At 43.5% G+C, this 18154-nt stretch carries 14 protein-coding genes; 3 read left to right on the top strand and 11 right to left on the bottom strand.

Annotated features, from left to right (window positions below):
* Positions 1-56 precede the first annotated feature (56 nt).
* Positions 57-1403: a PSP1 domain-containing protein gene (locus tag KG118_RS10935; RefSeq protein WP_117713002.1), complete on the top strand. Its 1347-nt coding sequence runs from the start codon at positions 57-59 to the stop codon at positions 1401-1403.
* Complete coding sequence (locus tag KG118_RS10930; protein ID WP_117712964.1) at positions 1381-1866, top strand: gliding motility lipoprotein GldH; 486 nt, start codon at positions 1381-1383, stop codon at positions 1864-1866. The genes KG118_RS10935 and KG118_RS10930 overlap by 23 nt, the downstream gene beginning before the upstream one ends.
* 23 nt (positions 1867-1889) lie before the next feature.
* Here the strand turns inward: KG118_RS10930 and rodA are convergent, their stop codons facing one another.
* From rodA to KG118_RS10875, 11 genes are all read right to left on the bottom strand, one after another.
* Positions 1890-3347: a rod shape-determining protein RodA gene (rodA, locus tag KG118_RS10925; RefSeq protein WP_117712963.1), complete on the bottom strand. Its 1458-nt coding sequence runs from the start codon at positions 3345-3347 to the stop codon at positions 1890-1892.
* Positions 3348-3373: 26 nt separating this feature from the next.
* Positions 3374-5239: a penicillin-binding protein 2 gene (mrdA, locus tag KG118_RS10920; protein ID WP_117712962.1), complete on the bottom strand. Its 1866-nt coding sequence runs from the start codon at positions 5237-5239 to the stop codon at positions 3374-3376.
* A 25-nt stretch (positions 5240-5264) separates the two neighbouring features.
* Positions 5265-5765, bottom strand: a complete 501-nt coding sequence (gene mreD / locus KG118_RS10915; RefSeq protein WP_117712961.1) for a rod shape-determining protein MreD — start codon at positions 5763-5765, stop codon at positions 5265-5267.
* Positions 5762-6604, bottom strand: a complete 843-nt coding sequence (mreC, locus tag KG118_RS10910) for a rod shape-determining protein MreC (protein WP_117712960.1) — start codon at positions 6602-6604, stop codon at positions 5762-5764. Before mreC ends, mreD begins: the two co-directional genes overlap by 4 nt.
* Before the next feature lie 2 nt (positions 6605-6606).
* Positions 6607-7629 (bottom strand): rod shape-determining protein, encoded by a 1023-nt coding sequence (locus KG118_RS10905; RefSeq protein ID WP_117712959.1) that lies wholly within the window; start codon positions 7627-7629, stop codon positions 6607-6609.
* Positions 7630-7743: 114 nt separating this feature from the next.
* The gene (gene purH, locus KG118_RS10900) at positions 7744-9267 is read right to left on the bottom strand and encodes a bifunctional phosphoribosylaminoimidazolecarboxamide formyltransferase/IMP cyclohydrolase (RefSeq protein WP_117712958.1); all 1524 of its coding nucleotides are present in this window, start codon (positions 9265-9267) and stop codon (positions 7744-7746) included.
* A gap of 222 nt (positions 9268-9489) precedes the next feature.
* Positions 9490-11526 (bottom strand): M13 family metallopeptidase, encoded by a 2037-nt coding sequence (locus KG118_RS10895; protein ID WP_117712957.1) that lies wholly within the window; start codon positions 11524-11526, stop codon positions 9490-9492.
* A gap of 28 nt (positions 11527-11554) precedes the next feature.
* The gene (locus tag KG118_RS10890; RefSeq protein WP_117712956.1) at positions 11555-13525 is read right to left on the bottom strand and encodes an ABC-F family ATP-binding cassette domain-containing protein; all 1971 of its coding nucleotides are present in this window, start codon (positions 13523-13525) and stop codon (positions 11555-11557) included.
* A 460-nt stretch (positions 13526-13985) separates the two neighbouring features.
* Positions 13986-14897 (bottom strand): glycosyltransferase family protein, encoded by a 912-nt coding sequence (locus tag KG118_RS10885; protein WP_117712955.1) that lies wholly within the window; start codon positions 14895-14897, stop codon positions 13986-13988.
* A 68-nt stretch (positions 14898-14965) separates the two neighbouring features.
* On the bottom strand, positions 14966-16258 hold the full coding sequence (locus KG118_RS10880) for a sensor histidine kinase (RefSeq protein WP_117712954.1): 1293 nt from the start codon (positions 16256-16258) through the stop codon (positions 14966-14968).
* Positions 16259-16269: 11 nt separating this feature from the next.
* Positions 16270-16950 carry a response regulator transcription factor gene (locus tag KG118_RS10875; protein ID WP_117712953.1) on the bottom strand — a complete coding sequence of 227 codons (681 nt, stop codon included), beginning with the start codon at positions 16948-16950 and terminating at the stop codon, positions 16270-16272.
* A gap of 154 nt (positions 16951-17104) precedes the next feature.
* Between KG118_RS10875 and KG118_RS10870 the strand changes: the two genes are divergently transcribed.
* On the top strand, positions 17105-18121 hold the full coding sequence (locus tag KG118_RS10870) for a hypothetical protein (RefSeq protein WP_117712952.1): 1017 nt from the start codon (positions 17105-17107) through the stop codon (positions 18119-18121).
* Positions 18122-18154 lie beyond the last annotated feature (33 nt).

Raw genomic sequence — 18154 nt, 5'->3', positions numbered from 1 at the left:
TTTTTCGGCCTGAATCTAAATAATAAACAGTAAATAGTCAAATAATAGATAGAATGATGGAATTTAAACTACATAACGGAAGCGGTGGTCTCTGCTGCAAAAGCTGCGGCAGACAGGACAAGCAACTAAATACCTACGATTGGCTTGCCGATATTCCCGGCAATGCAGAAGAATCGGATATGGTGGAAGTCCAGTTCAAGAATACCCGTAAGGGCTATTTCCGCAACAGCAACAAAATACCTCTGGAAAAAGGCGATATAGTAGCCGTAGAAGCTACTCCCGGACATGATATAGGTGTAGTAACTCTTACCGGACGACTCGTCCCTCTACAAATGCGCAAAACCAATATCAAGTCGGAAGCCGATATCAAACGTATCTACCGTAAGGCAAAACAGGTAGATATGGATAAATATAATGAAGCGAAAGCACGTGAACACAGTACGATGATTCGTGCACGTCAGATAGCCCTTGACCTCAACCTCAACATGAAAATCGGTGATGTTGAATATCAAGGAGACGGCAACAAAGCTATCTTCTACTACATTGCAGATGAGCGTGTAGATTTCCGCCAGTTAATTAAAGTTCTGGCTGACGCCTTCCACGTACGTATTGAAATGAAACAGATTGGCGCACGCCAAGAAGCCGGTCGCATCGGCGGTATCGGACCTTGCGGTCGCGAACTATGCTGTGCCACATGGATGACGTCTTTTGTATCCGTATCAACCAGTGCCGCTCGTTTTCAAGATATTTCACTGAATCCACAAAAGCTTGCCGGACAATGCGCCAAATTGAAGTGTTGTCTTAACTATGAAGTGGATTGCTATGTAGAAGCACAGAAACGCTTGCCTTCCAAAGAAATCGAATTAGAAACCAAAGACGGTGTATTCTATTTCTTTAAGGCGGACATCCTTAACAATCAGATAACCTACTCCACCGACAAGAACATTCCGGCCAATCTGGTTACAATCAGCGGCAGACGGGCTTTTGAAATAATCGGTCTGAACAAGAGAGGTATCAAACCGGACAACCTACTGGAAGAAACGCGTCGTACCGAACCAAAGAAACCGGTAGACCTACTCGAGCAGGAAAGTTTAACCCGTTTTGACCGTAACCGTAAAAATAAAAATGGAGGAGACGGCAACAACAGTAACGGCAATGGCAACAATGGCGGCAATCGAAACAAGAAGAAGAAAAAGAATGCCAATAACCGACCACAAGGTGGTGAACAGCCTGCCACTCCGCAACAACAAGAGCAGTCTAAACCGCAAGGAGACGAAAAACGGGTACAGGGAGACGAGAAACGCCCGCAACGAAATAACAACAATCGTAAACGTCCCCACAATAACAGACCTAAGTCTCAAGGAGATAAACCTGTTCAAAATGATAAACCTGTTCAAGAATAAGACAAAGTTTCTGAAAATCACCATACTACTGTTTGTTGCAGGCATATTAAACGCCTGCGACAAACAAACTGTATATCATGCATTCCAGTCTATCCCGCAAGAAGGTTGGAAACGACAGGACACACTATTTTTCAATGTCAGCATACCCGATTCACAAACTTACTATAAACTGACTATCGAAGTCCGTAACCGTAATACCTACCCTTATCAAAACATAAATTTATCCGTTTGTTACGATAGCCCGGAAGTCAAAAAGCTACAGGCTGACACACTGAAAGCCGTCATAGCCAGCGAGGAAGGCATCTGGAAAGGAGATGGTTGGGGCGGATTATATCAATCCGCATTCCCTGCCGGAAGTATCAAAATAGAGAAGCCCGGTGATTATCTTTTCAAAGTAGCCCATACAATGCCCGATGACATCCTTCCCGGCATCAACGACATAGGAATCAAACTACAACGGTAATATTACGTAAATCTATGACGAGGTTACACCAACCTCCTATTCCTTCCGGCATCAATACGCAGGAAAATAAACAGCAGTATCGTAAAACCCCATAACGACGAGCCACCATAACTAAAGAAAGGCAACGGAATACCGATTACAGGTGTAAGACCGAGTACCATTCCGATATTTATAAAAAGATGAAACAGGAAAATACTCAGTACCGAGTATCCATATACCCTGCCAAATGCCGACTGTTGCCGCTCTGACAACACTATCAAACGAAGTATCAGAATCAGAAACAATAGCAGCACAGCCGTTGAACCGATAAAACCCTCTTCCTCCCCCACTGTACAGAAGATAAAATCCGTATCTTGTTCGGGTACATATTTCAGTTTAGTCTGTGTACCGTTCAAAAAGCCCTTCCCGGTCAATCCGCCCGAACCAATAGCAATCTTTGACTGGTTTACATTATAACCTGCCCCTGCCAAATCTTCCTCCATGCCCAACACAACCTTGATACGTATCTGCTGATGAGGTTCCAACACTTTATTGAAGAAATAATCGCTGGAATAGAGAAAGCCTATCGAACCTATAGCAAATAATCCAATAAGAAGACAACTCCAATGGCGCTCACTCAAAGAAAGAAAGAATAAATAGCACACTGTCACAACACATAATCCCCATTGCGCCCACACCAAATTAAAGGGAGTGATGTACTCTGATATAAAATATGCGATAAGCAACACTATAAAAGAGCCTCCGATAATATTACGAACCGGCTCCCATTTCTTTTTATATACCCATACCATTCCACCGGCAAAGAGCAAAACCATTGACAATACGGCAAACTCTCCGATAGGTGTTGGAGTATCCGCTATAAAAACCTGATCGAAACGAATTCCCACCACAAAATATACCACAGCGCAAATACCGGAAAAGAGCACCACACCGGGCATACCTTCACGATAAAGCATCAGAAAGAAAGCTGTATATACCAATGCGGAACCTGTTTCACGTTGAAGGATAATCAGCAGCATCGGCAAAAGGATGAGAAAAGCCAACATCAATGCGCTTTTCCAGTTTTTTATGGTAAATGAATAAGCACTCATATACTTTGCTAATGCCAGTGCTGTGGCAAACTTGGCAAACTCAGCCGGTTGCAAACTGACAGGTCCCAAAATTAACCATGAACGTGATCCCTTAGTATCAGGAGCTATGAAGATAGTGACAACCAATAATAGAATAAGTCCTATATATATAATGTAGGAAAACATATCATAGAGTGTATCCTCCAGCATCAGCAAAACAAAGCCCAGCCCGAATGAACAGACAATCCACATAAACTGTTTACCGGCACGAGTGGAAAAATCAAGAAAATCACGGTCACCATAATCGTAACTTGCTCCGCAAACGCTAAACCAGCCAAATACAATCAACATCAGGTAGATTACAATCGTCACCCAATCCAATGATTTCCATATATTGTCTCTTCTTACCATTTATACTGTTAATATTTGACCGTTCACTACCTTTCTTCGTCTCCGTACAAAATTATACGGTTACTAAATTCCTCCGCACGTATTTCATTCTCCGGCGATAACTTACCATGTAAGTACTGATCCATCATCATAGCACCGATAGGAACACCGTAAGTCGCCCCGAAACCACCATTCTCCACATAGACCGCAATTGCTATTTTGGGGTCGTTCATCGGAGCGAATCCCATAAATACAGAATGGTCTTTCCCTCGATTCTGCGCCGTACCGGTTTTACCGCATGCTTCCACACCGGGCAGAATTGTACCTACCATACGGCAAGTCGCACTACCCGTACTTCCTGTAACGGCGGCACGCATACCTTCCACAACTTCATCATAATACTCCCGGGCAACCGAAGTGATACGTGGAGTACGGTAAATGCTATCCAGGTCATTGTCTTGTATTTCTTTTACAATATGCGGGGTTATGAAATGCCCCCGATTGGCAATGGTTGCACCTAAATTGGCTATTTGCAACGGAGTGGCAAGAATTTCACCCTGTCCGATAGCGATACTGATAACCGTAAGCCCGTTCCAAGAACCACGATATGCTTTATCATAAAATTTTGCGTTAGGAATCAACCCGCGTTGTTCTCCGGGAAGGTCTGTACCGAGACGATAACCGAATCCTTGAGAAACCATATGGTCTTTCCATACGGTAATGGCATTTTGAGGAGAACCATACTTTTTGTCACTGAACATTCGGAACAGCCCCCAGCAAAAGTAGGAATTACATGAAGTAGCTATGGCCGGAATCAATGGCAAAGGAGAACCATGCCCGTGGCATCCCACATGCAAGCTTCCATAGTTAAACCCGTGTGCACAGGGAAAAGTCGGATAATCTTCATGGATAATTCCTTCTTGCAAAAATGTCAATGCCTGCGCAGTCTTAAAAGTGGAGCCCGGTGGATATGCCCCCATTATTGCACGGTTCAACAAAGGTTTGCGTTTGTCTCTTTGTAACATTCGGTGATTCTTGCCACGCTGGCGTCCAATCATCAAGTGAGGATCGAAAGTGGGAGAAGAAACCATACAGAGTATCTCTCCCGTAGCCGGCTCAATGGCTACAATCGCCCCGATTTTATGCTGCAATAGACGCTCACCTAACCTCTGTAATTCGATGTCGATACCTAAGGTCAAATTCTTACCGGGTATGGAAGGGCGGTCGAGCTTCCCGTCCATATAATGCCCCTGAATACGCCCATGCGCATCACGAAGCAGAATCTCCACTCCTTTTTCCCCACGGAGATACTTTTCATAAGATTTCTCTATCCCTTGCTTTCCTATATAATCTCCCCGAATATAGTAATTGTCCGCTTCAATATCTTTCTTTGACACTTCGCCTATGTCTCCCAACGCATGCCCGGCGGCATCATAAGTATATTGCCGGATAGTACGCCGCTGGATATAGAAACCAGGAAATTTGAATAGCTTCTCCTGAAACACACCGCACTCTTCTGCCGAGAGTTGTGTCATAAATACCTGATGCGTATATTTGGAATAACCGGGATTCATCCAACGGTTCTTTACATCTTTCATACGCTTTTGGAACTGTTCGAGCGTAATGTTCAACGCATGACAAAAATCCAGCGTATCAAGTTGTACCACTTCACGAGGCACGAACGTAATGTCGTATGCAGGCTGGTTAAAAACCAACAGTTTACCGTTACGGTCATAAATAGCGCCACGCGAAGGATACTGAATCTTATTCAGAAAGGCATTGCTGTCCGCATTCTTCTTGTAGTCATCCGTCATGATTTGCAAGTCGAACAGACGAATCACGTAGATAAGGACAATGACAACAGCCGCCATGCCTATCACATATTTTCGTTTCTCCAGCGTATAATCCTTCATTCAATTGCGACTTATGAGTTCCTTTTTATTTCTTCCGTATACCCTCTACCGCCATTATACAAGTTACAGTCAGCAAAGTGCTTGTTACAATTCTCAACAACAACGTACCGATGTGGGCAAAAGAGAAGAATTCGAGAGTAAGCAGCATCCCGTGATGCACCAAGACACTGACAACCAAATATTTCAGAAAAGGAGAGATTCCCATTGTACGGACTGCCGGAACCAATGTATCCAGCGTATCGCGAGGTACAAACAAACGTAAGAATACAGGGCGCAGAAAGGCTAACAACACCGTGGCAGCCGCATTCATTCCCGGAGTATCGGAAAAGACATCAACCGCCAGCCCGAGGAAGAAAGCCCATAACATCAATGCGTTACGGGACACATCCGATTCAAACTTCAAAATCAGGTATATATATAAAAACGGGGTGGCATATCCGGCAATATGCACATTGTTCAGTATCAGCACCTGCAATAGCGCCAAACCGATAAACCATCCTATCTTATGCAAATAATTGATTATCATTTTTCCCCTTCTTTTTCCAGCATATTCTGTTCTACCTGTCCGCTACGCGAAATAACACGCACATTACTCACCTTACCGAAATCCGTAGCCAGCTTTATCTTCAACAGATATGAAAGTCCGTCATGAGAGTCAGACATATCATCAACCGTTCCTACCATAACCCCTTCGGGAAATACCGTGGAGTAACCGCTTGTCACTACTGTATCACCCAGATTAAATTCCGCATGCCGAGGCAAATCTTTCAGATAGGCAAAACGCGAATCTCCGCCTTCCCACTTCAAATAGCCGAAATAATCACTGCCCACAATCTTGCAGCTGATGCTCGACTTGCTGTTCAGCAACGGAATAACCAGCGAATAGCGGGGGGAAGTCTTATATACAATACCTACTACCCCATTTGCATCCACCACACCCATCTCCGGACGAATGCTATCTGACGAACCACGGTCCAATGTAATGTAATTATCCGCCTTATTCAGACTGTTCTTAATAATATTCGCCTTGAATATGCGGTAATCATCCGGAGCAAGGCGCGCCGTGCTATATAGTTTTACTGAATCCAATCCCCTTTCTTGCAGGCTTCTTTCAAGAAAAGCCACCCGTTGTTCCAACCACATATTCCGGTCGAGTAAATCCTCGTTGACCGATTTCAAGTGGAAGTAAGAACTGATACCTCCCGAAATCTCATAAACTTTCCCTGCCACTCCGTTTGCCGAGGTGAAATACACACTCTGTTGATAATGGTTGAAGCGGAACAATAAAACAAAACTGGTAACCTCTAACAAAAGAAAGAGGAACCAGTAATTGTATTTAATAAGAAAGTTCAGTAAGTTTCGCATACCTATCTCATCAGGAATGAGAAGCGGTCAACATTCTTCAATGCAACGCCTGTACCTTTGGCAACGGCATGCAAAGGGTCTTCCGCAATGTGGAACGGTATGTTAATTTTATCGGTCAGACGTTTATCCAGTCCGCGAAGCAGAGCACCGCCACCGGCCAGATAGATACCGTTATGCACGATGTCGGCATACAATTCGGGCGGCGTATTCTCCAATGCACTCAAGATAGCAGTCTCAATCTTAGAGATAGACTTCTCCAGACAGTGTGCCACTTCCTGATAGCATACGGGCACTTCCATAGGAAGAGCCGTGATACGGTTTGGACCATGAACAATATAATCTTCAGGAGCGTCCTCACCCAATTCGGTTAAAGCCGCACCTACATTAATCTTGATACGTTCTGCCATACGTTCGCTGACCTTCACGTTGTGCTGGCGGCTCATATACTCCTGAATATCGGCAGTCAGGTCGTCACCGGCAATACGGATAGAGTTATTGGAAACAATACCGCCCAATGAGATAACGGCAATTTCCGTAGAGCCGCCACCTATATCAACAATCATATTACCCTCTGGCGCTTCCACATCAATACCGATACCGATAGCTGCAGCCATCGGTTCAAATATCAAGTAAACATCACGTCCACCGGCGTGTTCGGCAGAATCTCGCACGGCACGAAGCTCAACTTCCGTACTTCCCGAGGGAACACCTATTACCATACGGAGTGAAGGAGAGAACAGACGATTACGATTGTTCACCATTTTAATAAGTCCGCGTATCATCTGCTCGCAAGCATAGAAGTCGGCAATTACGCCGTCACGAAGCGGACGGATAGTACGTATGTTCTCGTGGGTTTTTTCGTGCATCATCTTCGCCTTTTCACCCACGGCAATCATCTTGTCTGTACGACGGTCCAAAGCTACTACCGAAGGCTCGTCCACTACTATCTTACCGTTTGTGGTAATAATAGTATTGGCAGTACCAAGGTCCATCGCTATTTCTTGTGTAAAAGAGAATAATCCCATATTTCTTAAATGAAGAATTAGGAATGAAAAATTAAGAATGCTATGCAGAATAACAACGCGAGTAAAGACAGCGCAGTCAATTCCTCATTCTTAGTTCTTCATTCATCATTAATATTAGTGTTTAAAGTGGCGGAACCCTGTTATCACCATTGCAATGCCATGCTCGTTGCAATAATCAAACGAGAGTTCGTCCTTGATGCTTCCGCCCGGCTGAATCACAGCTTTAACACCTTCATTGCCTGCTATTTCCACACAATCGGGGAAAGGGAAGAAAGCATCACTTGCCATTACAGCGCCATTCAAGTCGAAGCCGAAGTTCTTAGCTTTTTCGATAGCCTGTTTCAAGGCATCTACACGGCTGGTCTGACCTACGCCGCTTGCCAACAGCTGTTTGCCTTTTGCCAATACAATAGCGTTGGACTTGCTATTCTTCACAATTTTGTTTGCAAAAAGCATATCTTCGATTTCCTGTGCAGTCGGAGCTTTTGTCGTTACTGTTTTCAAGTCTTCGGAAGTCTCCACTTTCAGGTCACGATCTTGTACCAGCACGCCGTTCAGCAAAGAGCGGAACTGTTTCTTTGGCAAAGTCGCCTGCTTACGAACCAAGATTATACGGTTTTTCTTCTGACCGAGGATTTCCAAGGCATCCACATCATAATCGGGAGCAATGATAACTTCAAAGAATATTTTGTTGATTTCCTCGGCAGCAGCCTTGTCAATCACAGCATTTGTGATAAGCACACCGCCGAACGCAGATACAGGGTCACCGGCAAGCGCGTCATTCCAAGCCTCCAGCACGGTAGGACGTGAAGCCAATCCGCAGGCATTGTTATGTTTCAGGATAGCAAAAGTCGTATCCGCAAATTCATCAATCAAATCAACGGCAGCGTTGATATCAAGCAAGTTGTTATAAGAGATTTCTTTTCCGTGAATCTGGTCGAACATTGCATCTATATTGCCATAGAAGTATCCTTTCTGATGCGGATTCTCACCGTAGCGTAAAGTCTTCTGGTTGTTGGCAGATTGACGGAAAGCTGAGCCTTCTTCACCGTCAAAATAATTAAAGATGGCCGAATCGTAATGAGAAGATACGGCAAAGGCCTCTTTAGCAAACCAACGGCGTTCTTCGAGTGAAGTGGTAGCGCCATGCTCCATCAACATATCGCGAAGCGGCTGATATTGAGCCTGTGAAGCAACAATTACCACATCATTATAATTTTTGGCTGCAGCACGAATCAACGAGATGCCGCCTATATCAATCTTCTCGATAATAGCCGGTTCCTCAGCACCACTGGCAACAGTAGCCTCAAACGGATACAAATCTACAATTACAAGGTCTATTTCGGGAATTTCATATTTTTCTATTTGCTGCATGTCTTGTTCCAATCCGCGGCGGCAAAGAATTCCTCCAAATATCTTAGGATGCAGAGTCTTTACGCGTCCACCCAAAATGGAAGGGTATGTAGTAAGGTCTTCCACCGCTTTGCAGGGATAGCCTAAAGATTCGATAAATTGACGAGTTCCACCGGTTGACAGGAACTCTACACCTTCTTCATGCAGTTTGGTAATGATTTCGTCCAAACCTTCTTTATGGTAAACGGATACCAGAGCTGTTTTGATTCTTTTAGTTTCAGACATGGATTTGCGTATTAAAGTAATGCGTACATTTTACTATTTGATGTGCAAAGTTACGAATTTTGTTTATTCATACATACATTCATACACAATAAATTAGGTATAATTAAAAAAGGAACTTATTATTAATTCCAATAACTCTGTATGGCGGTATAAGAAAAGTCCCGCCAAAAAGGTGTTTATACCTCTCTGACGGGACTGAAATCTTTTATGAAAGCAAGGCTGTTACCAGATAGAAACTCGTTTTTCCACCGGCACAAACATCTGATCATTCTCTGTAATATTGAAAGCCTCATACCAAGCACCAATTTGGGGTAAAGCACCGTTTACGCGCCACTTGCCCAACGAGTGCACATCACTCTTAGTGCGATTCAGGACTTCTTCTGGACGGATGTTGTTTCCCCATACACCTGCATAAGCGAGGAAGAAGCGCTGTTCGGGAGTAAATCCATCCATTACAGGCAGCGGATTGGCAGCAGTAGCCCTCTTGAATGCCTGATAGGAAACTTGCAAGCCGCCGTGGTCGGCAATGTTCTCACCCAAAGTCATACGGCCATTGCCGTGTACCCCCGGAGCGACTTCAATGCTGTCGAACACATTCACCATAACCTGAGCACGTTCATCAAAACGTTTGGAATCCTCGTCAGTCCACCAGTCTTTCAAATTACCGTCTTTATCGTATTGGCGACCTTGGTCATCAAACCCGTGAGTCATCTCATGGCCGATTACCACACCGATAGCTCCGTAATTGAAAGCATCATCCGCATTCATGTCAAAGAACGGATATTGCAGAATACCGGCAGGGAAACATATTTCATTTGTTGTCGGGTTATAATAAGCATTCACAGTTTGCGGAGTCATCAGCCATTCCTCCTTATCCACCGGTTTGCCGGCTTTAGCCACCATTTCCGCGTGGTTCCATTCGTTGGTACGCTCCATATTTGCCCAATATGAATCATCTTTAATCTCCAATGTAGAGTAATCCTTCCACTTGTCAGGATAACCGATTTTCACATGGAAAGTAGCCAGCTTTTCCAAAGCCTTTACTTTGGTAGAATCTCCCATCCAAGCAAGCCCCTTAACGCGTTCGCCCAAGCTTTCTTGCAGATTCTTCACTAAAGCCACCATACGTTCTTTGGCAGCGGCAGGGAAATATTTCTCTACATACATCTGCCCCACAGCTTCACCCAAGGCTGAACTCACTGTACTGACAGCTCTCTTCCAACGAGGTTGCATTTCTTGCGTACCGCTCATTGTACGTTGGTAGAAGTCGAAGTTTTGCTCGGCCATAGCATCATTCAAAGTACCAGCGGCGGCATCAATCAATCTCCATTGCAGATAGAGGCTTTGTTGGTCAATAGGCAGAGTATCCAAAATATCGGCGGCTGCTTTCAGAGAAGCGGGCTGCCCTACGATAATCTCCTTCACGTCCTTCAAATCCAAAGCAGACAGATAAGCATCCCAATCGAAAGTGGGGTAATTTTTTTCCAATTCTTCCAGCGTCATTTTATTGTAGTTGGCATGCGGGTCGCGCAATTCCGTACGCGAACGGAAAGCCTTTGCAAGACGTGTTTCTACGTCCATAACTACTTCCATACCTTTTTTGGCAGTAGCCTCATCAAAGCCTGCCAATTGATACATCTTCTGTACGTGTGTACGGAAAGCATCACGAATCTTAGCGGTAGCCTCATCATTCTCCAGATAATATTCACGTTCACCCATACTCAAACCCGTTTGGTAAGACTGTACAGCGTTCATGCTACTATTCATTTCATCGGCCCCTACATACAGAACATTATAGGAAACAATGCCCTTCTTTTGCATCTCACCCAACAAAGCATAAAGTTCTTTCTTGTCTTTCAAGCTCCCCAACCTTTCCAATTCGGCTTTAATAGGGGCTATGCCATCTTTATTCAGTTTCACACTGTCCATTACGATTTTGTACAAATCGCCTACTTTCTGCGCTATGCTACCGGCTTCATGTTGAGTAGCAGCCAATTCTTCGATAAGTCCCTGAATCTGCTTACGGTTATTTTCTGCGAGAACAGTAAAAGAGCCGTACTGTGAGTACTCGGCAGGAATCGGATTATTCTTCATCCAACCGCCACAGGCGTATTGGTAAAAATCTGTTCCGGGCAAAGCCATTGTGTCAAGATTGGCAAGCTGAATACCGGCTGTAAGCTCAACCTGTTTCTTGCCTGTGCTGCAAGCACCTGTCATCAGACAAAATGCTGCAATGGGTAAAAAATGAAATACTTTCATACTTATAAAATATAATGTTATAAAGTTATCACTCCTTTCTCGTCTCCTCCAGTTCGCAAGAGGCTACATCCCACTCTTCCATTACATTATCCAATTGAGTTTTCAACTTTTGATGCTGTTCATAGAGTGTCATATCCGAAGCGCCTTCCGGTGTAGCCATTTTGGCTTCAAGAATAGAAATGGCCGATTCCAGTTGTTCTATCTCCGCTTCACAATCCGCTACACGGCGTTCCAGCTTTTTAAGTTTCTTATTGAGTTCCTTTTGCTCCTCATAGGACAATTTTGCGGCAGAAGGTTGTACAACCGTTGTTGCGGCATTATTACCGGTTACCATTTTTCCGACAGGGGAAGAGGACAGCGAAGGAGACTTCTGCAAGTCATTCAAACTCTCTATCTGTTTTTTCTGCAGGAAATCGTAAATACCGCCAAGATGCTCCTTTACCACTCCGCCACCGAACTCATATACTTTAGTCGCAAGTCCATCCAAAAAGTCACGGTCATGGCTGACAATTATCACTGTACCGTCAAAATCGCGTATCGCTTCTTTCAGTACATCCTTGGAACGCATATCAAGGTGATTCGTAGGTTCGTCAAGAATCAGGAAATTCACCGGTTCCAGCAGCAGCTTTATCATGGCAAGACGAGTACGTTCTCCACCGGAAAGCACTTTTACCTTCTTGTCAGAAGCCTCTCCGCCAAACATGAATGCTCCCAAAATATCACGTATCTTCAACCGGATATCCCCTACCGCCACACGGTCAATAGTATCAAAAACAGTCAGATTCTCATCCAACAATTGCGCTTGATTTTGCGCAAAATAGCCTATCTGCACATTATGCCCCAAAGTCAACCTTCCGGTATAATCCGTAATTTCATCCATGATACACTTTACAAGCGTAGACTTGCCCTCACCATTTTTACCGACAAAAGCAACCTTCTCACCACGATTAATCGTAAGATTAACATCGTGAAAAATAATATGGTCTCCATACGCCTTGGCAACATCTTCGCAGATAACCGGATAATTGCCGCTGCGACTGCTGCAAACAAACTTCAAACGCAAAGAAGAGTTATCCTCTTCGTCCACTTCTATACGTTCTATCTTTTCAAGCTGTTTGATACGGCTCTGCACCTGTACCGCCTTAGTAGCCTTATAGCGGAAACGCTCAATGAAATCTTCCGTATCCTGTATCTGTTTCTGCTGGTTTTCGTAAGCGCGCAACTGCTGTTCACGACGTTCTTTGCGCAACACCACAAACTCATCATACTTCACTTTATAATCATAAATACGTCCGCAAGTTATTTCAATGGTACGGGTTGTGACATTATTAAGAAAAGCGCGGTCGTGGCTGACGAGTACCACCGCATTGGCACGAGTGGACAGGAAGTTTTCCAACCACTGAATACTTTCTATATCAAGGTGATTCGTAGGCTCGTCAAGCAATAATACGTCCGGACGACGAAGCAATAACTTGGCAAGTTCGATGCGCATACGCCAACCTCCGGAAAACTCGCTTGTAGAGCGGTCGAAATCCTCACGGCTAAAACCCAAGCCCTGAAGGGTTCGTTCTATTTCAGCACGATAGTTTGTTCCGCCCATCATCAGGAAACGCTCATTCTCATGGGTAAAACGGTCAATCAGCTTCTGATAATCTTCACTGTCATAATCAGTGCGTTCGGCAAGCTGCCGGTTCATACGCTCAATATCAGCCTGCATCTCAAAGATATGCTCAAAAGCAAGTTCCGCCTCCTGCATTACAGTACGCTCATCACTGAGTATCATCACCTGAGGCAAATACCCGATAGTACATTCGCGGGGAACAGCCACAACGCCGGAAGTCGGTTGCTGGATGCCGGCCAATATTTTAAGCATGGTAGACTTGCCTGCGCCATTCTTGCCGACAAGAGCTATACGATCCTTTTTGTTTATAACATAAGAAACGTCTTCGAACAGAGGGGTGGCATTAAATTCCACCTTCAGTCCTTCTACAGATATCATAGTGTCAATGAATTAATCGTTCAAGACTGCAAAGGTAGCGATATTATTTTTATTCTCACGCAATCATGTATTCAAAGCATACGGCTGCACTCATTTTAAAATTCAAGGTTTATATGAATGTTTGCATGAATGACAGATAGTATAAGATAATTATGTATATTCACTTAAAATATCGGATGATACGGCAAACGGGTAATTAGTTATTTATATTTACAGCATAATATATTTACCTTTTAGCAGTACTTTGAGGCAGGCTAAGTCGTATACTGAGGTAGCCTCAGTCGTATACTGAGCCACACTCCATAAAAGCACACTGACAATCAGGCAGTTACAAACAAGCATCCGCCACTCATAAACCTTTACAAAAAAATCCCCTCTTTCCCTTCCTGTTCAGCCAGTTTGGAGAACAAAAAAGGGAAAAAGGGGATAATCTTTTCAAAGAAAGCGCTCTAACGTTCCTTTAAAATAACTTAGCAGGATATTCTCCGGCATCCACCAATGCCTGAATCTTGTCGACCACACTCTGGCGATCTTCCGGATAAGTCACACCGAACCATTTACTGTTCGTATCAAGCACCTCAACCGTAGCCGTACCGTCGTTAATCAGTTTATCTACCATCAACGGTATGAAGAATTCGCTCTTCAAGTTCTCCATATTCTTAGGGTCGCTGAGGAATGTCTTGAAGAGCTCTTGGCTGTAAGCAAAGTAATCGGGAGTAAAGCCCCAGAAGTTCATACTGACCGGAGTAGTATCGGGAGTAGCTGTCCATTCGCCATTATCATCAATATATTTCACTTCACCGTCCATACGCTGAATCTTGGTACGTTCTACAACAGAGGTCAACAGTTTTTTTGCATCCGTGCCGCAAAGACCGCGTGATACGGTACCGCTTTCGCTTAATGTATTGCCAATGCGGAAACCTACCATTGAATATACATTCTTGGAGCCTTCGGGAAGCGCAGACAGGAACTTACCCATAACTTGGAAAGAATCACGGCCATAGAAGTCATCACAATTGATAACGGCAAACGGTTCCTTTATCACATCGGCACCCATCATCACGGCATGGTTGGTGCCCCAAGGTTTCGTGCGGTCTGCCGGGCAAGTAAATCCTTCGGGAAGTGCATCCAGTCCCTGGAACACCAGTTCGCACGGAATATGTCCTTCGTATTTAGAGATAATCTTATCACGAAAATCCTGTTCAAAATCTTTACGGATAACAAAAACGAGCTTACCGAATCCGGCATTGATGGCATCGTAAATAGAATAGTCCATAATAGTCTCACCATTCGGACCCAGTCCATCCAATTGTTTCAAGCCACCATAACGGCTACCCATACCGGCTGCCAATAAAAATAAAGTTGGTTTCATATTAGTAATTATTTAAAAAGGTTAGTGTATCATGGTTGATAACAGGTGCAAAAGTAGTAAATTTTATATCAGAAAGGGGGCGATTTTAGTTCATTCTTTACAACAATCGTACAAAACTCTACCTTATTGACCGATACTTCCACCTTTAATCCGCTTTTTTGGCAAATACTTTTTACTATTGTCAATCCAAGGCCGGTAGATTCACTATCGTGCGAAGAGCGGGTAAACCGGGCAAATAAATCACCCGATGGAATAATATTGCCGTATGTGTTGGCTATCTTAATACTGTTTTCTGTAGTTTCCACGCGCAAGCATCCTCCTATTACATTGTAACGCACAGCATTCACAATCAAATTCATTACCAGCCGTTCCGCCAACATACGGTTTATCGGTACGACAAAAGGCGCCCGGCTATCCCAAACTATCGTAACCGACTTATCTTGCAAAATATCTTCATAAGCGGATAAATACTCTGTTATGTACTCGTTTAGATTAACCTGCTCCACATTGGCAAACTGATCGTTGTTGATACGGGCTATCAACAGCAATGCACGATTAAAGCGAGTCATTCGGCTGACAGTATGTTGCATATCCCTTACCAAATCCATGACCTTCTCATTGTCCGTTTCTTGCTGTTGAAGCATCTCTAATTTCATTTTCAATATAGACAAGGGAGTTTGCAACTCATGCGACGTGTTTTCTGTAAGTTCTTTCAGTGAGAGATAATCATTGTGCATCTTCCCCATCATATCAGATATAGTATTCCCCATTTCGTCAAACTCTTCAATACCACAAACAGGCATCCTATCCGGTTGTTGGCGATCTATGCGGAAACGTCTCAACTGTTCCAGCAGAAGATAAAAAGGCCGCCACAAAATACGGGTGTAATAGGTAGAAACCCACGAATATGCAATCAAAAAGAAAAGCAACAACAGCGATAAAGATATGACCACCGCAGACATCAAATCGTCTTCTTCCAGCGTAGGCTGGCTCAAGAGTACTTGATAAGTACCCTCACGGGTATCTACATTAAACTTTAAAACACGGTAAATCACTTGTTCTCCTTCATATTTACTATAAATCAAAGAGTCGTAAATGGCACATTCCTTTCCTTTTTTTGCAACCTTACCCACTTCATGGAAAAGAAGACGGCTGTGCTTCAGTTCCAAATCATGAAGGGAAAGCAGCGTATCATGACTCGCCGCATACTCTTGTATATCCTGCTTATACTCTTGCAGCACATCATCGGTGGAACGATGAATAGAATTACGGAAGATATAATAATGCGTAATGCTTCCCAGTACCAATACAACAAGAAAGGCATACACAGTATATTTCCAATAAATAGAAACTAATTTCATACTCAGTCTCCTCAATATTCCGTAAACTTATAACCGACGGCATATACAGTCTTAATATAATCCTTTGCATCAGCATCCAGTAATTTCTTGCGAAGATTACGGATATGCGTGTACACAAAGTCGAGCGAATCGGCTGAAATTCCCATCATATCTCCCCATAAATGCTCCACAATAGTCTCCTTCGTCAGTACCCGTTCACGGTTCATGACAAAAAACAGAAACAAGTCGTATTCCTTGCGGGTCAGCACTACCTCTTTCCCATGGACAAACAATTTATGAGCATCCGTATTAATACAAAACTCGTGAAACACATAATCATTACGCCCTTCGAATCTGCGGCGACGGATAACCGACTTTACCCGCGCATTCAGTTCAGGCAAGCTGAAGGGTTTGGCCAAATAATCGTCTGCACCAATGTCCAATCCCAAAATCTTATCATCAATGGAATTTAAAGCCGACACAATAATAATGCCGTAATCCAATCCCTGTTCTTTAATGTAACGGATAATATCAAATCCGTTTCCGTCCGGCAATGTTATATCCACCACTACGCAATCGTACTCATACAATCCCAGTTTTTCCATAGCCGAAGCAAAATCATGGGCACACTCGGTAACGTACTTTTCCGTATTAAAAAAATCAACAATCGCCCGGGCTATCTCGCGTTCATCTTCAATAATTAATATATTCATAGAGGCAAGGTTATATGTATAATCAGACAAATGTAACTCATTTCTCCTAAAGCATCAACCCGTTCACACAAAATCTACGCAAAAACAGAATCTTCAGAAAAACTTCAGAATTGTCTCTTTTCTTTGCCTCGTCTAAACTTTAAAAAAATAAATTATGAGAAAGAAAATGAATTTGGCAGCGTGGTTGCTGGGAGCAGCCATGATTGCATTCACAGCATGCAGTGATGACAACGAAAACAACGGTAACAACAACGGCAACATTACTCCCGAAAACTTACCTAAACCGGTAGCCAACGTATTTACCAAACAATTTCCTGATGCTGTAAATGTAAAATGGACTGAAAAGAAGAACTACTATGTGGCAACCTTCGACTTGAAGAAAGGTAAAACCCGTGCCGATACTGCTCCGGCTCCCCAATGTGAGGCTTGGTATACCCAAGAGGGACAATGCAGCCTGAGCGAAAAAGAAATTTCAAAAGAGGACTTTAAAACCCAATATACCAAAGTATGGGATGCTTACAATAAAAGCACCTACAATACGGAAGGTTATATCCTTGATGACATCGACCTGTTACAACGCAACCTTAGCGAAACAGGAGAAGCCGAAATCATCATCAAGCTGGAAGTCGAAAAGAAAGATGCAGAATACGAACTGTACTATACGACAGAAGGTATATTAGTAAAAGAAGTGCCCGACAATGACGAAAACGATGAAGACGAGAACCTCCCATGTCCGCAAAAGTTGGTAAGCTACATTGCAAAGAATTATAAGGATGCCATCATCGTTGACTTTGAGGAAGAGAAAAACGAAACAACTAAAGCATTGGAATATGAAGTAGAAATTCTCCGTTCAGCTAAAATAGAGAATTTATCTATCAATATTGAATACGAACTACTCTTCGACAAGGATTACAAATTCTTAGGTAGTGAAATCGACCTTGACGACCCAATAAAAGTTGCGTTCATTCAGATGTTTGTCAAAAAGCTCTCTCAAGAGAAACTTGATGAGTTAATTGCCCTTACCGGCGAAAAGGATCCAAGTAAATGGGAGATTGAAATCCGTGAGAATACTAAACACGAGATTGAAATCTACACGGAAGTGGAAACTGCAGAAGACAAGGAAGAACTGGTATTGATTGCAACTATTAATCCTGCCGACTTCGGGTTATAACCCGCCAATAGTTATACACAAAGATAGACCTTC

Source organism: Bacteroides propionicigenes (assembly GCF_018390535.1).
GTDB lineage: Bacteria > Bacteroidota > Bacteroidia > Bacteroidales > Bacteroidaceae > Bacteroides > Bacteroides propionicigenes.
This window is presented reverse-complemented; position numbering and strand designations above follow the sequence as displayed.

Excerpts from the sequence above, each read along its gene's own strand:
- KG118_RS10935 (WP_117713002.1), top strand. The coding sequence starts at position 57 with ATGGAATTTAAACTACATAACGGAAGCGGTGGTCTCTGCTGCAAAAGC.
- KG118_RS10930 (WP_117712964.1), top strand. The coding sequence starts at position 1,381 with ATGATAAACCTGTTCAAGAATAAGACAAAGTTTCTGAAAATCACCATA.
- rodA (WP_117712963.1), bottom strand. The coding sequence starts at position 3,347 with ATGGTAAGAAGAGACAATATATGGAAATCATTGGATTGGGTGACGATT.
- mrdA (WP_117712962.1), bottom strand. The coding sequence starts at position 5,239 with ATGAAGGATTATACGCTGGAGAAACGAAAATATGTGATAGGCATGGCG.
- mreD (WP_117712961.1), bottom strand. The coding sequence starts at position 5,765 with ATGATAATCAATTATTTGCATAAGATAGGATGGTTTATCGGTTTGGCG.
- mreC (WP_117712960.1), bottom strand. The coding sequence starts at position 6,604 with ATGCGAAACTTACTGAACTTTCTTATTAAATACAATTACTGGTTCCTC.
- KG118_RS10905 (WP_117712959.1), bottom strand. The coding sequence starts at position 7,629 with ATGGGATTATTCTCTTTTACACAAGAAATAGCGATGGACCTTGGTACT.
- purH (WP_117712958.1), bottom strand. The coding sequence starts at position 9,267 with ATGTCTGAAACTAAAAGAATCAAAACAGCTCTGGTATCCGTTTACCAT.
- KG118_RS10895 (WP_117712957.1), bottom strand. The coding sequence starts at position 11,526 with ATGAAAGTATTTCATTTTTTACCCATTGCAGCATTTTGTCTGATGACA.
- KG118_RS10890 (WP_117712956.1), bottom strand. The coding sequence starts at position 13,525 with ATGATATCTGTAGAAGGACTGAAGGTGGAATTTAATGCCACCCCTCTG.
- KG118_RS10885 (WP_117712955.1), bottom strand. The coding sequence starts at position 14,897 with ATGAAACCAACTTTATTTTTATTGGCAGCCGGTATGGGTAGCCGTTAT.
- KG118_RS10880 (WP_117712954.1), bottom strand. The coding sequence starts at position 16,258 with ATGAAATTAGTTTCTATTTATTGGAAATATACTGTGTATGCCTTTCTT.
- KG118_RS10875 (WP_117712953.1), bottom strand. The coding sequence starts at position 16,950 with ATGAATATATTAATTATTGAAGATGAACGCGAGATAGCCCGGGCGATT.
- KG118_RS10870 (WP_117712952.1), top strand. The coding sequence starts at position 17,105 with ATGAGAAAGAAAATGAATTTGGCAGCGTGGTTGCTGGGAGCAGCCATG.